Source organism: Labilithrix luteola, assembly GCF_001263205.1.
Lineage (GTDB): Bacteria > Myxococcota_A > Polyangia > Polyangiales > Polyangiaceae > Labilithrix > Labilithrix luteola.
Map to the genome: position 1 here is coordinate 3,966,941 of NZ_CP012333.1, position 17,112 is coordinate 3,984,052.

The following is a 17,112-nucleotide window of genomic DNA, read 5'->3' on the forward strand; positions in this document are numbered from 1 at the left end:
GTGCCGTCGCGGTTGCTGGCACTCTGGCAAGCGGCAGTGGGCAGCGTATAAAGGCAGCCGCAATGGCATTCGACTTTCCCTCCCCCGAATGGGCGGCCGCCTACAAGGACGCCATCAACGCCAACCCCGAGTACAAGAAGGCCGGTAAAGACTGGACCCACGGCGTCGTGGCGATGGTCGTGAAGGCCGAGCCCACCCTCGGGATCGCCGAAGACATGGCGATGTGGCTCGACGTCGATCAGGGCGTCTGCCGCGATTGCACGCTGATGGTGGCACGTGAGGCGGAGGAGAAGGCGCCGTTCGTGATCGTCGCCAGCTATGCGCAGTGGAAGCAGGTCATCAAGAAGGAGATCGACCCCACCAAGGCGCTCATGCAAGGCAAGCTCAAGCTCACCAAGGGCCACATGCCGACCATGGTGAAACACGTCAACGCGTCGAAGCAGCTCGTCGAGTCGACGTCGCTCGTCCCGACGAAGTTCCGCGGCGAGTGAACTCGTACCGAGCAAGGCGACTTCGAGAAGTAACGACTTCGTCTTAGTCGCCTCGCTCGCCTCGCCTCGCTTGCCTTGCTCGCTCGCTCTTTCTGGGTCGAACTCCGACCCTTGGCCCTTGACCCGAACACCCGCGTCCTTCGATAGTAAACGCCATGTCCAGCCCGAACCCGCTCGTTCTCGTTGCCGACGATGAGCCCTCGATGCTCGAGCTCGTTGCACGTCACCTGCGTACGCTGAACGACCCGAAGGTCGAGGTGATCCAGGCTTCGGACGGCGAAGAGGCATGGGACCTCGCGCGCGAGCACCTCCCGGATCTCGTCGTCCTCGACGTGATGATGCCGGGGATGAGCGGTTGGGAAGTGTGCCGCAAGATCCGCGAAGACGTTGCGCTCGCGCACACGGGCGTCGTCATGCTGACGGGCATCGGCGAGAACTTGAACCAGATGACGAGCCCGCTTTACGGCGCGGACGCGTACATCGACAAGCCGTTCGAGTTCGAAGACTTCGACGACCGCATCCGCGAGACGCTTCGTGGTCGTGAGAAGCAGCGCGCGGGCGTCGTGCGGCCGGCCATCAACGGCACGGCAGGCGCGGCGAGGCCGGTCATCGAAGAGAGCCCTGCGTCGAAGACCAAGCCCGTGAAGGCGAAGTCTGCCAAGAAGAAGGCGGGCGCGAAGAAGGCAGCGCCGGCGAAGAAGGCTCCCGCAAAGAAGCCCGCCGCAAAGAAGACGGCAACCAAGAAGGTCGCCGCGAAGAAGGCTCCCGCGAAGAAGGCTCCCGCGAAGAAGACGGCAACCAAGAAGGTCGCCGCGAAGAAGGCTCCCGCGAAGAAGACGGCGACCAAGAAGGTCGCCGCGAAGAAGGCTCCCGCGAAGAAGCCCGCGAAAAAGGCCGGCGCGAAGAAGAAGCGCTGAGCCGGGCCTAGGCCCTCGCGCGATTCGCGGCGCGAAAGTCTCCGCGAAACCAATCCACCGCCCGCTCGATGGTCTCGTCGAGCGGGCGTGTTCGTATTCCGAGCTCGCGTTTGGCCTTGGCGTTCGAGAAGAACGCGCTCCGCTGCGTGTAGAGCATCGAGCGATACGTGGCCGTCGGCTCTTTGCCCGACACGCGGTCGGCCCACAGCTCCATGCCGAGCGCGACGCCGGCCACCATCGAGCCCGGAAGACGGAGCCACGGCATCGGAACCTTGGCGATTCGTGTCACGCGCTCGAAGAGCTCCTTCAGCGTGACGTTGTCCGACCCCAGGATGTAGCGCTCGCCCGCGCGTCCGTGCGCTTCTGCGAGCAGGTGGCCTTCGGCGCAGTCGTCGACGTCGATCGTGCAAATGCCGCCAGGCCCGTAGCCCGGCACCTTTCGTTCGAGCAGCGAAAGCACGATCGCGCCCGTCGGCGTCGGAGCCACGTCGCCAGGGCCGAAAGGGAAGGCGGGATTGACGATCACGACGTCGAGGCCGCTCTCGGCAAAGCGCTTGGCCACCCGCTCGCTCTGCCACTTCGAGAGGATGTACGGGGTGGCGATGTCGAACAGGTCGAACGCCGTATCTTCGTCGGCCAACCCTTTCTCCACGAGGCCCACCGCGGCGATCGAGCTCGTGTGCACGACGCGCTTCACGCGTGCTTTCTGAGCGGCGAGGAGTGTCGTGACCGTGCCCTCCACGTTCACGCGGTAGAGGAGCTCCGCGCGAGGGGCCCACGTTTTGTAGATGGCTGCGAGGTGGAAGAGTGTGCCCGCGTCTTCGAGAGCGCGACGCATGCCGCCTATGTCGTTCACGTCGCAGGTGACGCGCTCGACGGGAAGGCCCTCGAGGTTGTGCGTGTTCGCGCCGGGCTCCACGATGCACCGCACGTCGCGCTTCTGGCCGAGCAGCTTACGAACGACGGCGCTGCCGATGAAGCCCGTCGCTCCCGTCACGCAAACGCGGCCATCGTGTGCCATGAGCTCTCACGATAGCTGCGTCGGGAGCGCTCGTGACCGATGGATCGAGGGCGGTCGTGCGCCGCGCACGTGCTGGCGCAGGAGGCCACCTCTTCGGTGCGCGGATCACACGCAAATGCCGCTTTTCGAGCCCGCTTTTGGCGCCCGCTCACCCTTGCATTGTCAATTAGTTCGTGTACGAAATAACTCATGCCCAGTCCCTTTCGCGAAGAGCACGAGCACTTCCGCAACACGGTCCGGCAGTTCGCGCAGAAGGAGATCGCGCCCTTCGCCGACGAATGGGAGGAGAAGGAGCTCTTCCCGAACGAGCTGTTCAAGCGAGCGGGCGAGCTCGGTCTCTTCGGTGCGCACTACCCCGAAGAGCACGGCGGCGCGGGCGGCGATTACTGGTTCAGCATCGCCAAGGCCGAAGAGCTTCCGAAGGGAATGTCCGCCGGCGTGTCGATGGGGCTGCTCGTCCAGGGCGACATGGCCACGCCGTGCATCAGCGATCTCGGCTCGAAGGAGCAGATCGAAGAGTTTCTGAAGCCCGCGCTGCGCGGCGACAAGATCGCGGCGCTCGGCGTGAGCGAGCCCAACGCGGGCAGTGACGTCGCCGGCATCCAGACCTGGGCCAAGCAAGACGGCAGCGACTGGATCATCAACGGCGCGAAGACATACATCACGAACGGCACCCGCGCCGACTTCGTCACGCTCCTCGTGAAGACGAACCCGGAGGCGGGCGCGCATGGCTGCAGCTTCTTCCTCGTGCCGACGAGCACGAAGGGCTTCAGCGTCTCCAAGAAGCTGAAGAAGATCGGCAACCACGCGAGCGACACCGCGGAGCTCGCCTTCGAAGACATGCGCGTGCCCGCGCGCTTCATGCTGGGCGAACCGAATCAGGGCTTCATGTACCTGATGCAGAACTTCCAGACCGAGCGCCTCATCGCCTGCGCGAGCGCCGTCTCCGGAATGCAAGAGGCGCTGAATCAGGCGATCGAGTACGGCCGCGACCGCAAGGCGTTCGGCAAGCCGATCATCAAGCGCGAGTACTGGCAGCACAAGTTCGTCGATCTCCAGGCGAAGATCGAAGCGGGGCGCGCTCTCACGTACAAGGCCGCCGAGGCCTACAACGAAGAGAAGCACGTCAAGAAGGAGCCGCTCACGTTCGAGACGGTGAAGCTGATCAGCATGGCGAAGATCTTCGTCGGCGAGATCGGCTCCGAGGTCATCGACCAGTGCCTCCAGTTCCATGGCGGCGCCGGCTACGTCGAGGAGTACCCGATCGCGCGCGCGTGGCGTGACCAGCGCCTGCTCCGCATCGGCGGCGGTACCACCGAGACGATGCGCTACTACGTGGCCAAGCTGATGGGCCTCTAAAGAAGGAGGGCAGTGAGCACGTGGCCCACTGCCCATTCGAAGAAAGGGACGGCAGTGAGCGCGTAGCCCGCTGCCGTCGAAGCTTTGTGCGGCTTATTCCTGGCAGACGAGCTGGAGCGTGATGCTCTTTCCGTTCGGACCGGTGACCGAGTAGGCCGTTCCGCCGAGGAAGTCGATCGTCAGACTCATCGTGTCGCCGCTCTTCGTCTTGGAGAGGACGATCTCGCCGCTCTCGGGGCAGCCGAGCGAGCCGACGCCGCAACGCTTGTAGTCGGTGATGGTGCGTTCGTGTTCGCGACCACCGATCGTCGTCTGTGCCGAGCCGTCACGTGTGATGCACTTGGTCGAGGCGTCGTAGGTGGTGACGAAGTTCGCCTGGTGCGAGATGGCCTTGCCCTTCGCCGTCGTGCCCGACCAGTTGCCGGTGCGCGCCTTCGTGATCGTCGTGCCGCTTCGCGTGTAGACGACCGTGCGCGAGCCGCTGATCGTGGCGCCGTTGATCGAGAAGCCCTGCGCCTCGTGCGTGATGGTCAGTTTGCCGTCGGCGCGCAGGTAGGTCGACACGACGGTGCCGTTGAAGGAGACCAGGCCGTAGGGACCCGTGCAGCCCTTGAAGACGTGCGTGGCCGTGTTGCCGTCGATGGTGGTCGTGATGCAACCGGCCGGCTTGAAGAACTTGCCGGCGTTGGTCTTCACCTTGTCGAGGAGCTCGGCATCCGTGGCGCCGTCCGCGGGCGTTCCGGGATCGGTCTCGATCGCACCGCTCAGCGGCTCGTCGACGCCGGACTCGAGGTTCGAGTCGGTATTGTCCGCTTCTTGATCGTCGGCGACGAGCTGCGACTCCGTGCTGCCGAGGTTTCCATCTCCGCTCGTCTCGTTGGTCTTGGCTGCGCACCCCGTGGCCGTGAGGCCGGCGAGCGCGCCAAACGCGATGAACGTGGTCAACGAGGCAAGAGCGGTGGTGGCGAGTTTCATTCGAAAGTCCCTCCGTGGTGAATCGGGGTTCGGGAGGGGCTAGAGCACTCGTCGTGCCGTCTGGTCGCCGCCAAGGACGATCAGCCTTTTTGCGAAGTTCCGTGAAGATCGAGACTTCCCACCGAGGACGGTCACTCGTCCCGTGGACGTTCACGCGTCCACGGCGAGATGGTCGCCCTTCAGGCCGCGCGAAGCTTGTCGCTCTGACCGAGTTGGAAGAAACGCCTGAGCTCGCCCTGCAGCTCTCCATAACGAGCGCGTGACAGGTAGTCGCGTTCGAGTCGCGCGGTGAACCTGCGCGCGCAATCGTTGGCGAGCCGATAGCGTTCGCCTTCTTCCGAGCCTCGCTCGTGCTCGAAGCCCACGCGGTCGTACAAGCGTTCGCGCAACCGACGACTGGAGCGCTCGTCGAACGCGCGAAGCGAGGATGCGAGCACGACGTACTTGTCGACCTCCGCTTGCACCTCCAGCTCGAGCTGTGTGGTTCCACGGTTTTGCGACGCGCGATCGGCGAGGTACACGAAGTGCGAGACGCCCTCGATGATCTGGCAGATCGGATCGAGATCGTCGCCGTCCACGTCGGTCCCGAGACGTGGCAGCCGGAGGGACAGTTCGAGTACCCCGTCCTCGGCTTCGCGCACGAGAAGCGCCTCGCGTTCGCCGTCGCTCGCGTGCGTCACGAAGTCGTCGACATCCGCGGTGCGATCGAGTCGATAGAGTGTCTCGAGGCCACGCTGGACTCGGCTCGCGAGAGCGATCTCGCGGACGAGCCCAGCGCCGTTGCCTTCGAGGAGGCGACTCACGAAAGGATCATGCCGCCTCCTCGCGGCGGGACGAACCCGTGAGAGCTGAGTGCATCGGCAAGGCGATCGCTGCGCGTTTTGAGCCAGCGCTCGTACAGCTTCAAGAGACCACGTGCGTTGTCGACGCCGCGCGCGAGCGTGGTGGTGGCCACGTCGGCGATGATCTCGACCCAGCTCACGAAGCGGCGCGAGAGCTCACGGAAGATGTCGGGACCACTCTCTTCTTCGCTGCCCGTCCTCAGGAGCGAGCCGGCGTTGTCGTAGGCCGTGCGTCCAATGCTGATGACGTAGTTGGTGTCGACGCCGCGGGCCTCGAAGTGGTCGGCGAAGAATCCCGACGAGTAGAGGACCCCGTCTCCGAGCGTCCGTAGCCTCTCGAACCGGTCACCCAGGGCCGGGGTGTGCAGAGCCTCGTCGAGCAGAAGGGTGAGGGGCCGCTCGAGCGTGCGCTCGATGGGGTTGCCTGGCTTGGCTAGGTCGGCCAGGAGCGCGACGACGTAGTGTGTCTCCCCCTCCGAAGCCGTGAGCCCCCGCGACTTCATGGCGTCCTCCACGACTTCCTCGAAGAAGTCCGAGACCGACGCTGTGGCCACGATCGACATAGAAACCTCCCGAGCAGATGCCCCGGTGGTCCGAAGAAAACCGCTCTTTTGGACCTGAACCGGGCTCCTTCTACGGATCTATCGAACGGGCTTGGTCATCGCAATTTAAGTAGTCGAAGCGAGTACTTAGGAGCGCGACCGGAGCAGCACACGAAGCCCGAGAGTGCCAAAAGCGGCCGGGCGTGCGACTTGCTCTCCGACGCCGGAAAGAAAAGTAAAGTTTTCCGCGTTGTTACCCCGTGCGTGCGGGCGACGCAGAAGCTGGACCGGCGACCCTTGACGTCCTTCAGACCACGGTTATCTTCGCCGGCGTCCGTTAGCACTCACGATCGGTGAGTGCTAGCAATCGACCCGTACACGCTCGAAGGCCCCGCCTTCGACCGGTTGAGCTCTCGAACCTCGCGTTCGGGCGCGTCCGAGCCGGAAGCGGAGACGGGCCGACCGGGCAAAGCCTTCGCAACACCGCAATCGAACTCCACGACAGGAGCCACAGTCATGAACATCCGTCCCCTGCAGGACCGCGTCATCCTCAAGCGCGTGAAGGAAGAAGAGAAGACCAAGGGCGGCATCATCATCCCCGATACGGCCAAAGAGAAGCCGATCGAGGGTGAGGTCGTTGCCATCGGCAACGGCAAGGTCCTTGAGGACGGCTCGGTCAAGAAGCTCGACGTGAAGGTCGGCGACCGCGTTCTCTTCGGCAAGTACAGCGGCACGGAAGTGAAGATCGAAGGCGAAGAGCGCCTCATCGTCCGCGAAGACGACATCCTCGCGGTCCTCGAGAAGTGATCTCGACGCTCGCGTCCTGACGCGAGCCCCGTGCCTATCGCCCTCGCGCGTCGTCGCGGGGGCGTGAACGAATTTCAAAAGACTCAGAGGTAACGAAAATGGCAGCCAAGGAAATCGTCTACACCGAATCCGCCCGCAACCTGATCCTCGCCGGCGTCAACGCGCTCGCCGACGCGGTCAAGGTCACCCTCGGACCGAAGGGCCGTAACGTCGTCATCGAGAAGAGCTTCGGCTCGCCGACGGTCACCAAGGACGGCGTCACCGTCGCCAAGGAGATCGAGCTCGAGAACCGCTTCGAGAACATGGGCGCCCAGATGGTGCGCGAAGTTGCCTCGAAGACGAGCGACGTCGCGGGCGACGGCACCACGACGGCGACGGTCCTCGCGCAGGCGATCTACCGCGAGGGCTCGAAGCTCGTCGCGGCGGGCCACAACCCGATGGAGATCAAGCGCGGCATCGACAAGGCTGTCGAGACGCTCACGACCACGCTGAAGAGCATGGCGAAGCAGACCAAGGATCCGAAGGAGATCGCTCAGGTCGGCACCATCTCGGCGAACGGCGACAAGGAGATCGGCGAGAAGCTTGCCCAGGCCATGGAGAAGGTCGGCAAGGAAGGCGTCATCACCGTCGAAGAGAGCAAGACGGCCGAGACCACGCTCGACGTCGTCGAGGGTATGCAGTTCGACCGCGGCTACCTCTCGCCGTACTTCGTCACGGATCCGGAGCGCATGGAGGCCGTCCTCGACGACGCCTACATCCTCATCTCCGAGAAGAAGATCTCGAACATGAAGGACCTCCTCCCGGTCCTCGAGGCGATTGCTCGTCAGCAGAAGCCCCTCCTCATCATGTCGGAAGACATCGAGGGTGAGGCGCTCGCCACGCTCGTCGTCAACAAGCTCCGTGGCACGCTCCACTGCGCGGCCGTCAAGGCGCCGGGCTTCGGCGATCGCCGCAAGGAGATGCTCAAGGACATCGCGGTCCTCACCGGTGGTCAGGTCATCGCGGAGGAGCTCGGCCTCAAGCTCGAGAACGTCACGATCTCGGACCTCGGTCGCGCGAAGCGCATCTCGCTCGACAAGGACAACACCACGATTGTCGACGGCGCGGGCGACAAGGAGAAGATCAAGGGCCGTATCGCGGAGATCCGCGCCCAGGTCGAGAACACCACGTCGGACTACGACCGTGAGAAGCTCCAGGAGCGCCTCGCGAAGCTCGTCGGCGGCGTCGCGGTCATCAAGGTCGGCGCTGCGACCGAGACCGAGATGAAGGAGAAGAAGGCCCGCGTCGAAGACGCGCTGCACGCGACGCGCGCGGCTGTCGAAGAGGGCATCGTCCCCGGCGGCGGCGTTGCGCTCATCCGCGCGCAGGCCTCGCTCGACTCGCTCAAGCTGGAAGACGAGCAGCGCTTCGGCGTCTCGATCATCCGCCGCGCGATCGAAGAGCCCCTCCGCCAGATCGTCGGCAACGCCGGTCTCGAGGGCTCGATCGTCGTGAACAAGGTCAAGGAAGGCAAGGACGACTTCGGCTACAACGCCGCGACCGACCAGTACGGCAACCTCCTCTCGCAGGGCGTCATCGACCCGGTGAAGGTGGTTCGTACGGCCCTCCAGAACGCGGCCTCGGTCGCCAGCCTCATGCTCACCACGGAGTGCCTCGTTGCCGAGCGCCCGAAGGACGAGAAGCCGGCGGCGGGCGGCGGTCACGAAGGCCACGGCCACTTCTGATCGACACCTGACCTCTCTCTGAGAAGTCATTCACACGGCCTCTCGCTTTCAAAGGCGAGAGGCCGTCGTGTTTTGTCTCCACGCCGATCAGCCGGGCGGGGCACTCACGGCGACGAGGGGACGGAGTCGTGTGCGGCCGCGAGGTTACTGCGTGAGCGTGTAGCGCACGCGCTGTGACGTCGCATTGTTCGCGGCTTCGACAATCGACTTTCGTGTGCTGGCGTTCGCGTCGACCAGTTCGTCGACGGTCGCCTTCATGTGTCCGGTGCCGAAATCGATTTCGCTCACGCCTGGCGTGGGCCGGACCTCTAGCGCAGCCAGCGTGGTGAAGGACAGCTTGCGCCCCGTGGTATAGATGTCGGCGCCCGCAATTCGCACACTCGTGATTCCGTTTGGCGCTGTCTCCCACTCATAGCCCGTGGAGCCGAGAGAGAGAGTTTCGTCGAGTGTCGGCGTGATGACTCCCGGCACTTCGTCGAACGTGAGTGAGGCACTCGTTGTCAGCGACATCCGCGGACTGGTGACGTTGCTCGTGCGGAACTCGGGGGGTTCCCGTTCCTCGTTGACGATCGTTGTGGCTCGGGCAGAGACTTGGTAGGTCGCGCCCGGGGCATTCGGAAGCAAGAGATTCGAAATCAACGAAGAGTTCTCGCTGCGCAGGTTGAACGATTCACCCGATGCGAGCACCACGTAAGCGCTGGCCGCGCGTCTCCATTCGGCTGGTATTTGGGAATCATCCACCGCGACATGGGTCGAAACGGTGGGGATCGCGAGTGGAGTCATCTGTCCGGCGGTGACGGTTGCGCCAGCCGTTACCGTGAACGCTGCGGTCGTCTTCGTGTGCCAGTACTTCGAGAAGTCCTTTTCGAACGCGAGTATCTCGAGGTCGCCCGTCTCGGCGGCGCCGGCACTGGCCGGCGGGACTCTCCAGCCCAGGGTGACCATTCGCGACTCCGTTTTCGCAGCGCCGGACCAACCGAAGTCACCACGTCCCGAGATGCTGTGCGGCGATGACGCGCGGAGGATCATCGAGCAGTCCGTCGCACAGGCCGGGAGTGTGACGGACAAGTTGACCGTCGCCGTATTTTCGACAGTGGCGTCGTCGGCTCGGCGGCCGATCAGATAGAGATCCGTCAGCGTGACGCCCAAAAATACGGCGCGCGGCGGGGCCGCAGACGCCACAGTGACATCGTATGGGCGGGCGACATTTTCGAGCATGAACGTCCCGTCCGCGATTGTCTCGGCTTCATGTCGGACGCCGTTCGCGTCGACGACGAGGACGCGCTGTTTGTCGACGGGGATATCCGTCGAATCGACGACCTTACCCCTCACCGAGACGACCGGCGCGTCCGCAACGGCTCCGGCGTCCTGATGGATTATGGAGTCGCCGTCCGCTCCGGTCGCCATGTCGGCTGATGGGGAGTTGCAACCGGCACCGATGGCGAGGAACACCGCAAGCGATGCGCGGACGTACGTCGGTTGGCGCAGAAGCCCTTGTGCGTGGCAGTGGGGGTGTCGCGACATGGATTCCTTCCATCGTGTGACCAGTGCGAGCCGCGTACGCGTCGCCATGGTTGAGGTGCGGGGCACGAACGTGGCGTTCGTAATCTATGGCCGGCCACACGACCGATCGCTTCGGTTCAGAGCGGTGTTCGTTGGCGCAGTGCGTAAGTTCGCGAGCGCAGGCTACAAGCTCGTTATCTGGTTACAATTGTTACTGTTTTCGGTGACGGTTGCGTCCAGGCCACGTCTCAACGGTTCCATTCCGAAATTTTCTTCATGTGGCGGATTCAGATCCGCCATGTGACGAGGAGCACAACAATATCGGCGATTTGTGCGCAAATTGACGACGTAGATGGCGAAGGTGTGGCGGCGTGAGGGGTAGGGCGTGACTTGCGCACCCTGGTGCCACGCGCTAGAGCGCGTCGCCTCAGCACAGCAGTGTGCGTGGGGAAAAGGAGCGTCGCGGTATGCGTTCTCTCAAGTCTGGTCTCATCGCCGTTGCGGTTTCGAGCCTGTTCGGCACCTTGGCCATGGTTGGTTGTAGTGCGGATGGCAGCTCGGACCTTGGCGACGAGACCACCGACCAGAGCCCGACCGAGCCCACCGGTGGCGCGGTGCTCCCGCCGAGCAGTACCGGCGACGACAACAGCGACAGCAAAGGCACCGGCGCCAAGGATGCAGGCAAGAAGGACGCGTCGACCAAGAGCGACGCCGGCAAGGACTCCGGTCCGCCGGCCCCGAACGAGGGCGACCCGTGCACTGGCGCCACCAAGTTCACCAAATCGTGTGGCAACTGCGGGACGCAGGAAGCGTACTGCATTGGCGACGGCACGGACGGCGGAACGGCGGGCAAGGTTGGCAAGTACAGCGCGTGTTCCGAAGCTGCTGATGCCTGCACCCCGGGAACAACGACATCCGAAGCCTGTGGCAATTGCGGCACGCTTACCAAGACGTGCAGCAACCAGTGCAAGTGGACTTCGTCTGCGTGCAACGGTCAGCCCGCGCAATCGTGTGTTCCCGGAAGCGTGAAGTGGGATGCCAACTCCATGTGCGCAACCGGAACGTACACCTCGGCCTCGTGCACCGTTTCGTGTCAGTGGAGCTCGTGGTCGCCGACGTGCAGCAAGCCTGTGAATGACGTCGTGATCAACATCCCGACGTCAGTCTGGACGTCGACTTCGCCGACAGTAACCTCGACGCCGGTGACGTTCAGCACGGCACGCATGGGTGATCGCCTCGGCGGGTATTCGACGTGCCCGATCACATCGTCGCTGTCGTCTGGCGACTATCCCTACGGATACGTCGAAGTGAAAAACGCGACGGCCAAGCCCGCGACGGTCACCGTCTTCGCTTCGAAGGACGCCAGCGGACGGGTCATCGACACCATCATGGCCGCTTACGAGACACCTTTCCTACCGATCGAGGATGCTGCCCGCAAGAAGTGCAAGTGGGGTGTCAACGATCAGAGCACGTCGGACACCAGCCTGACCGGTAACGCCAACTTCTCGATTCTGAAGTCGATCCCCATTCCCGCCGGGACCTCGATCCTCGTCTATGTCGCGGCGTATAGCGAGTACGATGGGTCCGATCCCACCTCTTCGACCGGTACGTTCAACCTGAACGTTCGCACGGACGCGTTCAACTGATTCGAACCTGAGCAGCTCGCGCGGCGCGGCTCCTTCGTGGGCGCGCCGCGGCGCGTTTTGTACGGTCGCGTGCGCGGGGAGACGCAGTAGGGTTCTGGCGTGGCCGGAGCTGAACAGCGCGAGATCGCCATCGAGGGCGAGGTCGAGCGGGTCACGTTCGAGAATCGCGAGACCGGGTTTCGGGTCGTGAAGGTCGCCGTCCAGGGGAGGCGGGATCTCGTCACGATGGTGGGTGTGTTTCCGCAAGTCGCGGTGGGCGCGAAGGTGCGGGCGCGGGGAACGGTCGAGATCGATCGGCAGCATGGTGAGCAGCTGCGGGTCGCGAGTGTGACCGAGCTCGCGCCGACCACGCTCGCGGGCATCGAGAAGTATCTCGGCTCGGGGCTCATCAAGGGCATCGGTGAGCGGACGGCGTCGCGGATCGTCGAGAGGTTCGGGCTCGAGACGCTCAAGGTCCTCGACGAGCAGCCGCATCGCTTGGCCGAGGTGCCAGGGCTCGGGCGGGCTCGGGCGGAGTCGCTCGTCAAGGCGTGGCAGGAGCAGCGGACCATCCGTGACGTGATGGTGTTCCTCCAGGCGCATGGAGCGAGTCCTCAGCTCGCCACGCGTATCTTCAAGAAGTACGGGCCCAAGGCGGTGAGCATCGTCTCGGGCGACCCGTATCGGCTTGCGATCGACGTCTGGGGCATCGGCTTTCGAACGGCCGATCGCATCGCGGGGTCGCTCGGCATCGCCAAAGATTCGCTCGTGCGCATGCAGGCGGCGCTGTTGCAGGCGCTGCGCGACGCGACCGAGTCCGGCGGAAGCTGTTACGTCGTCACCGAAGATCTCGAGACGCGGGGGGCGCGTCTTCTCGCGGAAGATGCCGTGGAGGCCGCCGAGCCGAATCCGGACGTGCTCGAGCGCCTTCGCGAGGCTCTCGCAACGCTCGTGCGTAGCGGGTACGTCGTGGCCGAGCGCGCGGGTACCCTCGAACGCGCGCGCGCCGATGCGCTTCGCGGCGCGGCCATCTACGGCGTCGAAATGCACGCGACCGAATCGCGGCTCGCCGAGCGGCTTGCCAAACTCGCGGTCGTCGAAGGGGCGCAGCTCCCCGGCGTGGTCGACGCGATCGCGCTCTTCGAGAAGGACTCCGGCACCGTGCTCGCCGAAGAGCAGCGGCTCGCCGTCGAGAAGGCCGCGCGTTGTCCCCTGCTCGTCGTGACCGGTGGACCGGGCGTCGGCAAGACCACGATCGTCAAAGCCATCCTCAGCGTCTTCGATCGCGCGAAGCTCACCACGCGCCTCGCCGCGCCGACGGGCCGTGCCGCCAAGCGCATGAGCGAAGCGACGGGACGCGAGGCCGCCACGCTCCACCGCGTGCTCGAGTTCGATCCCAAGACGGGCTCGTTCAAGCGCGACGCCAAGAAGCCGATCGACGCCGACGCCATCATCGTCGACGAGAGCTCCATGGTCGACGTGTCGATGGCCGATTCGCTCGTCCAAGCGGTCGGCGATGGCTCTCGGCTCGTCCTCGTCGGTGACGTCGATCAGCTGCCGAGCGTCGGCCCCGGCTCCGTCCTCCGCGATGCGATCGCCTCGGACATCGTGCCCTGCGTGCGCCTGCTCAAGATCTTTCGGCAGGCCGAGCAGAGCCTCATCGTCCAGAACGCCCACCGCATCAACGCGGGCGAGATGCCGGTCATCCCCGAGGCGGGTGACTCGAATGCGGACTTCTTCGTCGTCGAAAAGAAGGAGGCCGAAGACGCTCGCAAGGTGATCCTCGAGCTCGTCACCCGGCGGATTCCTCGCCGGTTCGGTCTCGACCCGGTGCGCGACATCCAGGTGCTCACGCCGATGAACCGGGGGCCGGCCGGCACCATCTTGCTCAACGAAGAGCTGCAGGCCGCGCTCAATCCGAGCGGCCCTTCGATGACGCGCGGTCGAACCACGTTTCGTGTGGGCGACAAGGTGATGCAGCTGCGCAACGACTACGACCGGAATGTCTGGAATGGTGACGTCGGCATCGTCTCTGCCATTTCCGGGGAAGACGAGTCGCTGGTCGTCCGTTACGACGACGGACCCAAATCCGAAGGTCGTGAGGTCGTGTACGACGGCGCATCCCTGGACGAGCTCGTCCTCGCGTATGCGTCGACTATCCACAAGTCCCAGGGAAGTGAATACCCCGCGGTCGTCCTTCCGCTCCTGACCTCGCACTTCGTCATGCTTACGAAGAACCTCGTCTATACCGGTGTCACACGAGGAAAGCGGCTCGTCGTTCTCGTCGCCGATCCCAGGGCGCTGCGACTTGCCCTCGCGCAAGAGCGGCGCGAAGAGCGCATGACCAAGCTCGCGGAGCGGTTGCGCTCCGTCTCTTGCAGGGGATAGGTGGGCGAGTAGACTCGTTTCGAGACGTCTCTCCAAAGGACCGAATGCTCAAGCGCCTCATCGTCGGCCTCGTGCTTGGTACCGTCATCGGGGCGGTTGCGGCGGCTCTACTCGTCAAGGGTCTGGGCATGCCGTTCTTCACCACCGCCGTGGTCGCGTACCTCGCGGCCGCGGTGACGGGCATCCTCACCGGCCTCATTGCCGGGAAGCCCATCTGGTCGGCCGATGGAAAGATCGAAGCCGGCCTCAAAGCGTTCTTCGGCGGTGCGCTTGCCCTCGGTGGCATGTTTGCGCTTCGACAGTGGGTGCACTTCCAGGTCGACTTGCATCAGTTCAACGCCGGCGTCGGCGACCTCGGTGAGCTCCCGGCCACGTCGCTTCCGATCATCGCGGCGGTCCTTGCCGGGTTCTTCGAGCTCGACAACACCCCTCCGCCCGAAGGTGACGAGAAGAAGCTCGCCGGCGGCTCTGCCAAGAGCGCGGCGGCGGACAAGAAGGTTCGCGTGGTCGAGGCGGCTGACGAGGACGAAGAGGACGATCTCGAGCCCGCTCAGTCGAAGAAGAAGAAGGGGCGCTGAGGCCGACACGTCGTCGGTCACCACGCGCGTGAGAGCATGCCTCCGGCACGGATCGTCTTCTGGGCCTCGACGCTCGCGGGCATCGTCTTCTCGATTCGATCCGCCATCATCGGACCTCCCGCGCTGCCCATCGCGATCGCGTGCGCGCTGTTCTATCTCGCGCTTCTTCTCTGCGGCGTCTTCTTTCTGAAGCTCCGCATGTTCGTCGACGCCATCGTGCACGGCGATGCCGATGCGCGCGGGGTGGTGCTGACGTTCGACGACGGACCCGATCCCGAGCACACGCCCGAAGTTCTCTCGATTCTCGACAAACACGGCGCGAAGGCGACGTTCTTCGTCATCGGGCGAAAGGCCGAGAAGCATCCGGAGCTCGTGCGCGAGATCCTGGCGCGCGGCCATGCCGTGGGGGTCCACAGCTGGGCCCACGACAGGCTCTTCTCCCTCCGCGGCGCCTCGCGTGTTCGCGCCGATCTCGCTCGCGCGAAGAAGTCGCTCGAAGGCATAACGGGCAAGCCGGCCACGCTCTTTCGGCCGCCCATTGGGCACACGAATCCAACCATCGCGCGCGAGGCCGATCTCATCGGCCTCGAGACGATCGGCTGGTCCGTCGCCGCACGCGACGGGCTCGCCAGCACCAAGCCTGCCGACGTGATTGCGCGCATCTCACGAGGCCTGGAAGACGGCGCTATCGTCTTGCTCCACGACGCGCCCGAGCGCGGCACGAGGCGACCCGCGGGGGTCGTTGCGCTACCGGCCATCCTCGACCGAATCGCGAGCAAGAACCTCGTCGTCGCGCACCTGCCCGATTGGCTCAGGGACGAAGAGGAGCCGTCCGCGGCAGAGGAAGCTCGATGACGAAGCGCGCGCCGCTCGTGAAGCTCGGATCGACGTAGATCCGACCGTTCGCGCCCTCGATGATGCCACGACAGACGGCGAGGCCGAGCCCCGTGCCGGCGCCGACGTCTTTCGTCGTGACGAAGGGATCGAAGATGCGGGTACGGAGCTCCTCGGGGACGCCGGGGCCGTTGTCTTCGACGTCGATACGAAGCTTGCCTTCCTTCTCCTTCGCGCGAACGGAGACCACCTTGTCGTCTCGTCGTTCGGCGAGCGCGGCGCCCGCGTTGAGCAGCAGGTTCAGGAAAACCTGCGTGAGCCGCTGCGGTGAAACCGGGGCGCGCAGGCTCGAATCGACGTCGACCCGAATCTCGACGCCGCGCCATTCTTTCTGCGGCCGCACGAGTCCGAGCGCGTCGTTCACGATCTCCGAGACGTCGGCGGTGGCGCCTGGGCCCGACGTGGGGCCGTCTTCCGGTCGCGCGTAGTCGAGCAAGTCGCGAACGACGACGTGGATGCGCTCCGTCTCCTTGCGCATACGCCGAAGGAAGTCTGCGCGGTCGTCGCCGCTGATCTCGATGGCGTCGAGGAGATCGTGCATGCCCATGATGGCGGCGATGGGGTTGCCGATCTCGTGCGCGACGCCCGCGGCGAGCCTTCCGACGCTCGCCATGCGCTCGCTACCTGCGAGCTGCTCACGCGTTTCGCCGAGACTTCGCGTGGTGGCCGTCAGCTCTTCGACCTTCGCGCGCATGGCCTGCTCTTCGGCCCGGAGGCGTGTGGCCATCGAACGCACGCTTGCACCGAGCTCGCCGATCTCGCGTGCGGCCGAGGGGGGAAGGGCGAACGAGCGCGCCCCCGAAGCGACCTTGTCGGCGGCGCGAGCAAGCTGCTCGATCGGCTTCACGATCGCCCGCGTCAGCGCGATGTAGGCGAACACGAGGAGCGCGAGCGCGAAAACGCCCATGTACAAGGCGATTCCGCGTACGAGACCGGCGGTGCGCGCGGCGTCTTCTTCGGTTCGAACACGAACGAGCACGGCGCCATCGCCGGCGGGCAACACCACGTCGAGCGCGCGGCCGCCGCTGCGCGTTCGCGTGCGGGTGGTTGCTTCGCCGTAGGGCGGAGGCGGAGCGTGGAGCGCCTCGAGCTCGGGGCCTTCCCCTGCGCTCGCGGAGACGTGCCCGTCGCCATCGTAGACCGCAATCGCAAGAGCCCCGCCGTCACCGACGTGGGAGGTCAGCATGCGGCTCACGCCCGTGGGATCGGTGCGAACCATGTCCGACGTGTGTGCTGCCACCGCGCGACCGAGAGCACGTGCAGACTCTTCGCGATACGAGAGCGACGTGGCTCGTGCGACCTGCGCGATGGCAAAGAACAGCGGGACGTACGCGACGAGAATGACGCCGGCGAGCGCGAGCAAGATCTGCACGCGGAGCCCTGGCCCCATGCGGCGAGCCTTCGTCTCTCCTTCGGCTTTGGCGATCCCGCCTTCGATGATCACGC

15 protein-coding genes are annotated in these 17,112 nt (G+C 64.9%); 9 read left to right on the top strand and 6 right to left on the bottom strand.

Annotation, left to right across the window (positions count from 1 at the left end):
- Positions 1–62: 62 nt before the first annotated feature.
- Together AKJ09_RS17725 and AKJ09_RS17730 are read left to right on the top strand one after the other, a co-directional pair.
- A complete protein-coding gene (locus AKJ09_RS17725; protein ID WP_146648380.1) occupies positions 63–491 on the top strand; it encodes an SCP2 sterol-binding domain-containing protein in 429 nt (142 codons plus the stop codon).
- Positions 492–646: 155 nt separating this feature from the next.
- Entirely contained in the window at positions 647–1,408 is a 762-nt protein-coding gene (locus tag AKJ09_RS17730; RefSeq protein ID WP_169927622.1) for a response regulator, read from the top strand.
- Between the two features lie 7 nt (positions 1,409–1,415).
- Here the strand turns inward: AKJ09_RS17730 and AKJ09_RS17735 are convergent, their stop codons facing one another.
- Entirely contained in the window at positions 1,416–2,429 is a 1,014-nt protein-coding gene (locus AKJ09_RS17735) for an NAD-dependent epimerase/dehydratase family protein (RefSeq protein ID WP_146648381.1), read from the bottom strand.
- A 189-nt stretch (positions 2,430–2,618) separates the two neighbouring features.
- Between AKJ09_RS17735 and AKJ09_RS17740 the strand changes: the two genes are divergently transcribed.
- Positions 2,619–3,788: an acyl-CoA dehydrogenase family protein gene (locus AKJ09_RS17740; RefSeq protein WP_146648382.1), complete on the top strand. Its 1,170-nt coding sequence runs from the start codon at positions 2,619–2,621 to the stop codon at positions 3,786–3,788.
- Positions 3,789–3,881: 93 nt separating this feature from the next.
- On the opposite strand, the gene AKJ09_RS17745 is transcribed toward AKJ09_RS17740, so the two are convergent.
- The 3 genes from AKJ09_RS17745 to AKJ09_RS17755 all read right to left on the bottom strand — a co-directional run bounded on the left by AKJ09_RS17745 (position 3,882) and on the right by AKJ09_RS17755 (position 6,168).
- Positions 3,882–4,763: a hypothetical protein gene (locus AKJ09_RS17745; protein ID WP_146648383.1), complete on the bottom strand. Its 882-nt coding sequence runs from the start codon at positions 4,761–4,763 to the stop codon at positions 3,882–3,884.
- 179 nt (positions 4,764–4,942) lie between these two features.
- Positions 4,943–5,566, bottom strand: a complete 624-nt coding sequence (locus tag AKJ09_RS17750) for a hypothetical protein (protein WP_146648384.1) — start codon at positions 5,564–5,566, stop codon at positions 4,943–4,945.
- Positions 5,563–6,168 (bottom strand): hypothetical protein, encoded by a 606-nt coding sequence (locus AKJ09_RS17755; RefSeq protein ID WP_146648385.1) that lies wholly within the window; start codon positions 6,166–6,168, stop codon positions 5,563–5,565. Before AKJ09_RS17755 ends, AKJ09_RS17750 begins: the two co-directional genes overlap by 4 nt.
- Positions 6,169–6,663: 495 nt before the next feature.
- Between AKJ09_RS17755 and groES the strand changes: the two genes are divergently transcribed.
- Complete coding sequence (groES, locus tag AKJ09_RS17760; RefSeq protein WP_146648386.1) at positions 6,664–6,954, top strand: co-chaperone GroES; 291 nt, start codon at positions 6,664–6,666, stop codon at positions 6,952–6,954.
- A gap of 98 nt (positions 6,955–7,052) precedes the next feature.
- The gene (groL, locus tag AKJ09_RS17765) at positions 7,053–8,678 is read left to right on the top strand and encodes a chaperonin GroEL (protein ID WP_146648387.1); all 1,626 of its coding nucleotides are present in this window, start codon (positions 7,053–7,055) and stop codon (positions 8,676–8,678) included.
- A 144-nt stretch (positions 8,679–8,822) separates the two neighbouring features.
- On the opposite strand, the gene AKJ09_RS17770 is transcribed toward groL, so the two are convergent.
- A complete protein-coding gene (locus AKJ09_RS17770; protein WP_146648388.1) occupies positions 8,823–10,202 on the bottom strand; it encodes a carboxypeptidase-like regulatory domain-containing protein in 1,380 nt (459 codons plus the stop codon).
- Positions 10,203–10,648: 446 nt separating this feature from the next.
- On the opposite strand from AKJ09_RS17770, the gene AKJ09_RS17775 reads away from it, so the two are divergent.
- The 4 genes from AKJ09_RS17775 to AKJ09_RS17790 all read left to right on the top strand — a co-directional run bounded on the left by AKJ09_RS17775 (position 10,649) and on the right by AKJ09_RS17790 (position 15,627).
- Positions 10,649–11,827 (top strand): hypothetical protein, encoded by a 1,179-nt coding sequence (locus AKJ09_RS17775; RefSeq protein ID WP_146648389.1) that lies wholly within the window; start codon positions 10,649–10,651, stop codon positions 11,825–11,827.
- A gap of 99 nt (positions 11,828–11,926) precedes the next feature.
- Positions 11,927–14,194 carry an SF1B family DNA helicase RecD2 gene (gene recD2 / locus AKJ09_RS17780; RefSeq protein ID WP_146648390.1) on the top strand — a complete coding sequence of 756 codons (2,268 nt, stop codon included), beginning with the start codon at positions 11,927–11,929 and terminating at the stop codon, positions 14,192–14,194.
- A 44-nt stretch (positions 14,195–14,238) separates the two neighbouring features.
- A complete protein-coding gene (locus tag AKJ09_RS17785) occupies positions 14,239–14,772 on the top strand; it encodes a hypothetical protein (RefSeq protein WP_146648391.1) in 534 nt (177 codons plus the stop codon).
- Positions 14,773–14,808: 36 nt separating this feature from the next.
- Complete coding sequence (locus AKJ09_RS17790; protein ID WP_146648392.1) at positions 14,809–15,627, top strand: polysaccharide deacetylase family protein; 819 nt, start codon at positions 14,809–14,811, stop codon at positions 15,625–15,627.
- On the opposite strand, the gene AKJ09_RS17795 is transcribed toward AKJ09_RS17790, so the two are convergent.
- Positions 15,584–17,110, bottom strand: coding sequence for an ATP-binding protein (locus tag AKJ09_RS17795; protein ID WP_146648393.1), 1,527 nt, complete (start codon positions 17,108–17,110; stop codon positions 15,584–15,586). The genes AKJ09_RS17790 and AKJ09_RS17795 overlap by 44 nt on opposite strands.
- Positions 17,111–17,112: the final 2 nt, after the last annotated feature.

What these genes read in the sequence shown, in the direction of transcription:
- AKJ09_RS17740 (WP_146648382.1), top strand. Translation starts at nt 2,619, where the DNA reads ATGCCCAGTCCCTTTCGCGAAGAGCACGAGCACTTCCGCAACACGGTC.
- AKJ09_RS17755 (WP_146648385.1), bottom strand. Translation starts at nt 6,168, where the DNA reads ATGTCGATCGTGGCCACAGCGTCGGTCTCGGACTTCTTCGAGGAAGTC.
- AKJ09_RS17775 (WP_146648389.1), top strand. Translation starts at nt 10,649, where the DNA reads ATGCGTTCTCTCAAGTCTGGTCTCATCGCCGTTGCGGTTTCGAGCCTG.
- groL (WP_146648387.1), top strand. Translation starts at nt 7,053, where the DNA reads ATGGCAGCCAAGGAAATCGTCTACACCGAATCCGCCCGCAACCTGATC.
- AKJ09_RS17790 (WP_146648392.1), top strand. Translation starts at nt 14,809, where the DNA reads ATGCCTCCGGCACGGATCGTCTTCTGGGCCTCGACGCTCGCGGGCATC.
- AKJ09_RS17785 (WP_146648391.1), top strand. Translation starts at nt 14,239, where the DNA reads ATGCTCAAGCGCCTCATCGTCGGCCTCGTGCTTGGTACCGTCATCGGG.
- AKJ09_RS17735 (WP_146648381.1), bottom strand. Translation starts at nt 2,429, where the DNA reads ATGGCACACGATGGCCGCGTTTGCGTGACGGGAGCGACGGGCTTCATC.
- groES (WP_146648386.1), top strand. Translation starts at nt 6,664, where the DNA reads ATGAACATCCGTCCCCTGCAGGACCGCGTCATCCTCAAGCGCGTGAAG.
- AKJ09_RS17725 (WP_146648380.1), top strand. Translation starts at nt 63, where the DNA reads ATGGCATTCGACTTTCCCTCCCCCGAATGGGCGGCCGCCTACAAGGAC.
- AKJ09_RS17770 (WP_146648388.1), bottom strand. Translation starts at nt 10,202, where the DNA reads ATGTCGCGACACCCCCACTGCCACGCACAAGGGCTTCTGCGCCAACCG.
- AKJ09_RS17730 (WP_169927622.1), top strand. Translation starts at nt 647, where the DNA reads ATGTCCAGCCCGAACCCGCTCGTTCTCGTTGCCGACGATGAGCCCTCG.
- AKJ09_RS17745 (WP_146648383.1), bottom strand. Translation starts at nt 4,763, where the DNA reads ATGAAACTCGCCACCACCGCTCTTGCCTCGTTGACCACGTTCATCGCG.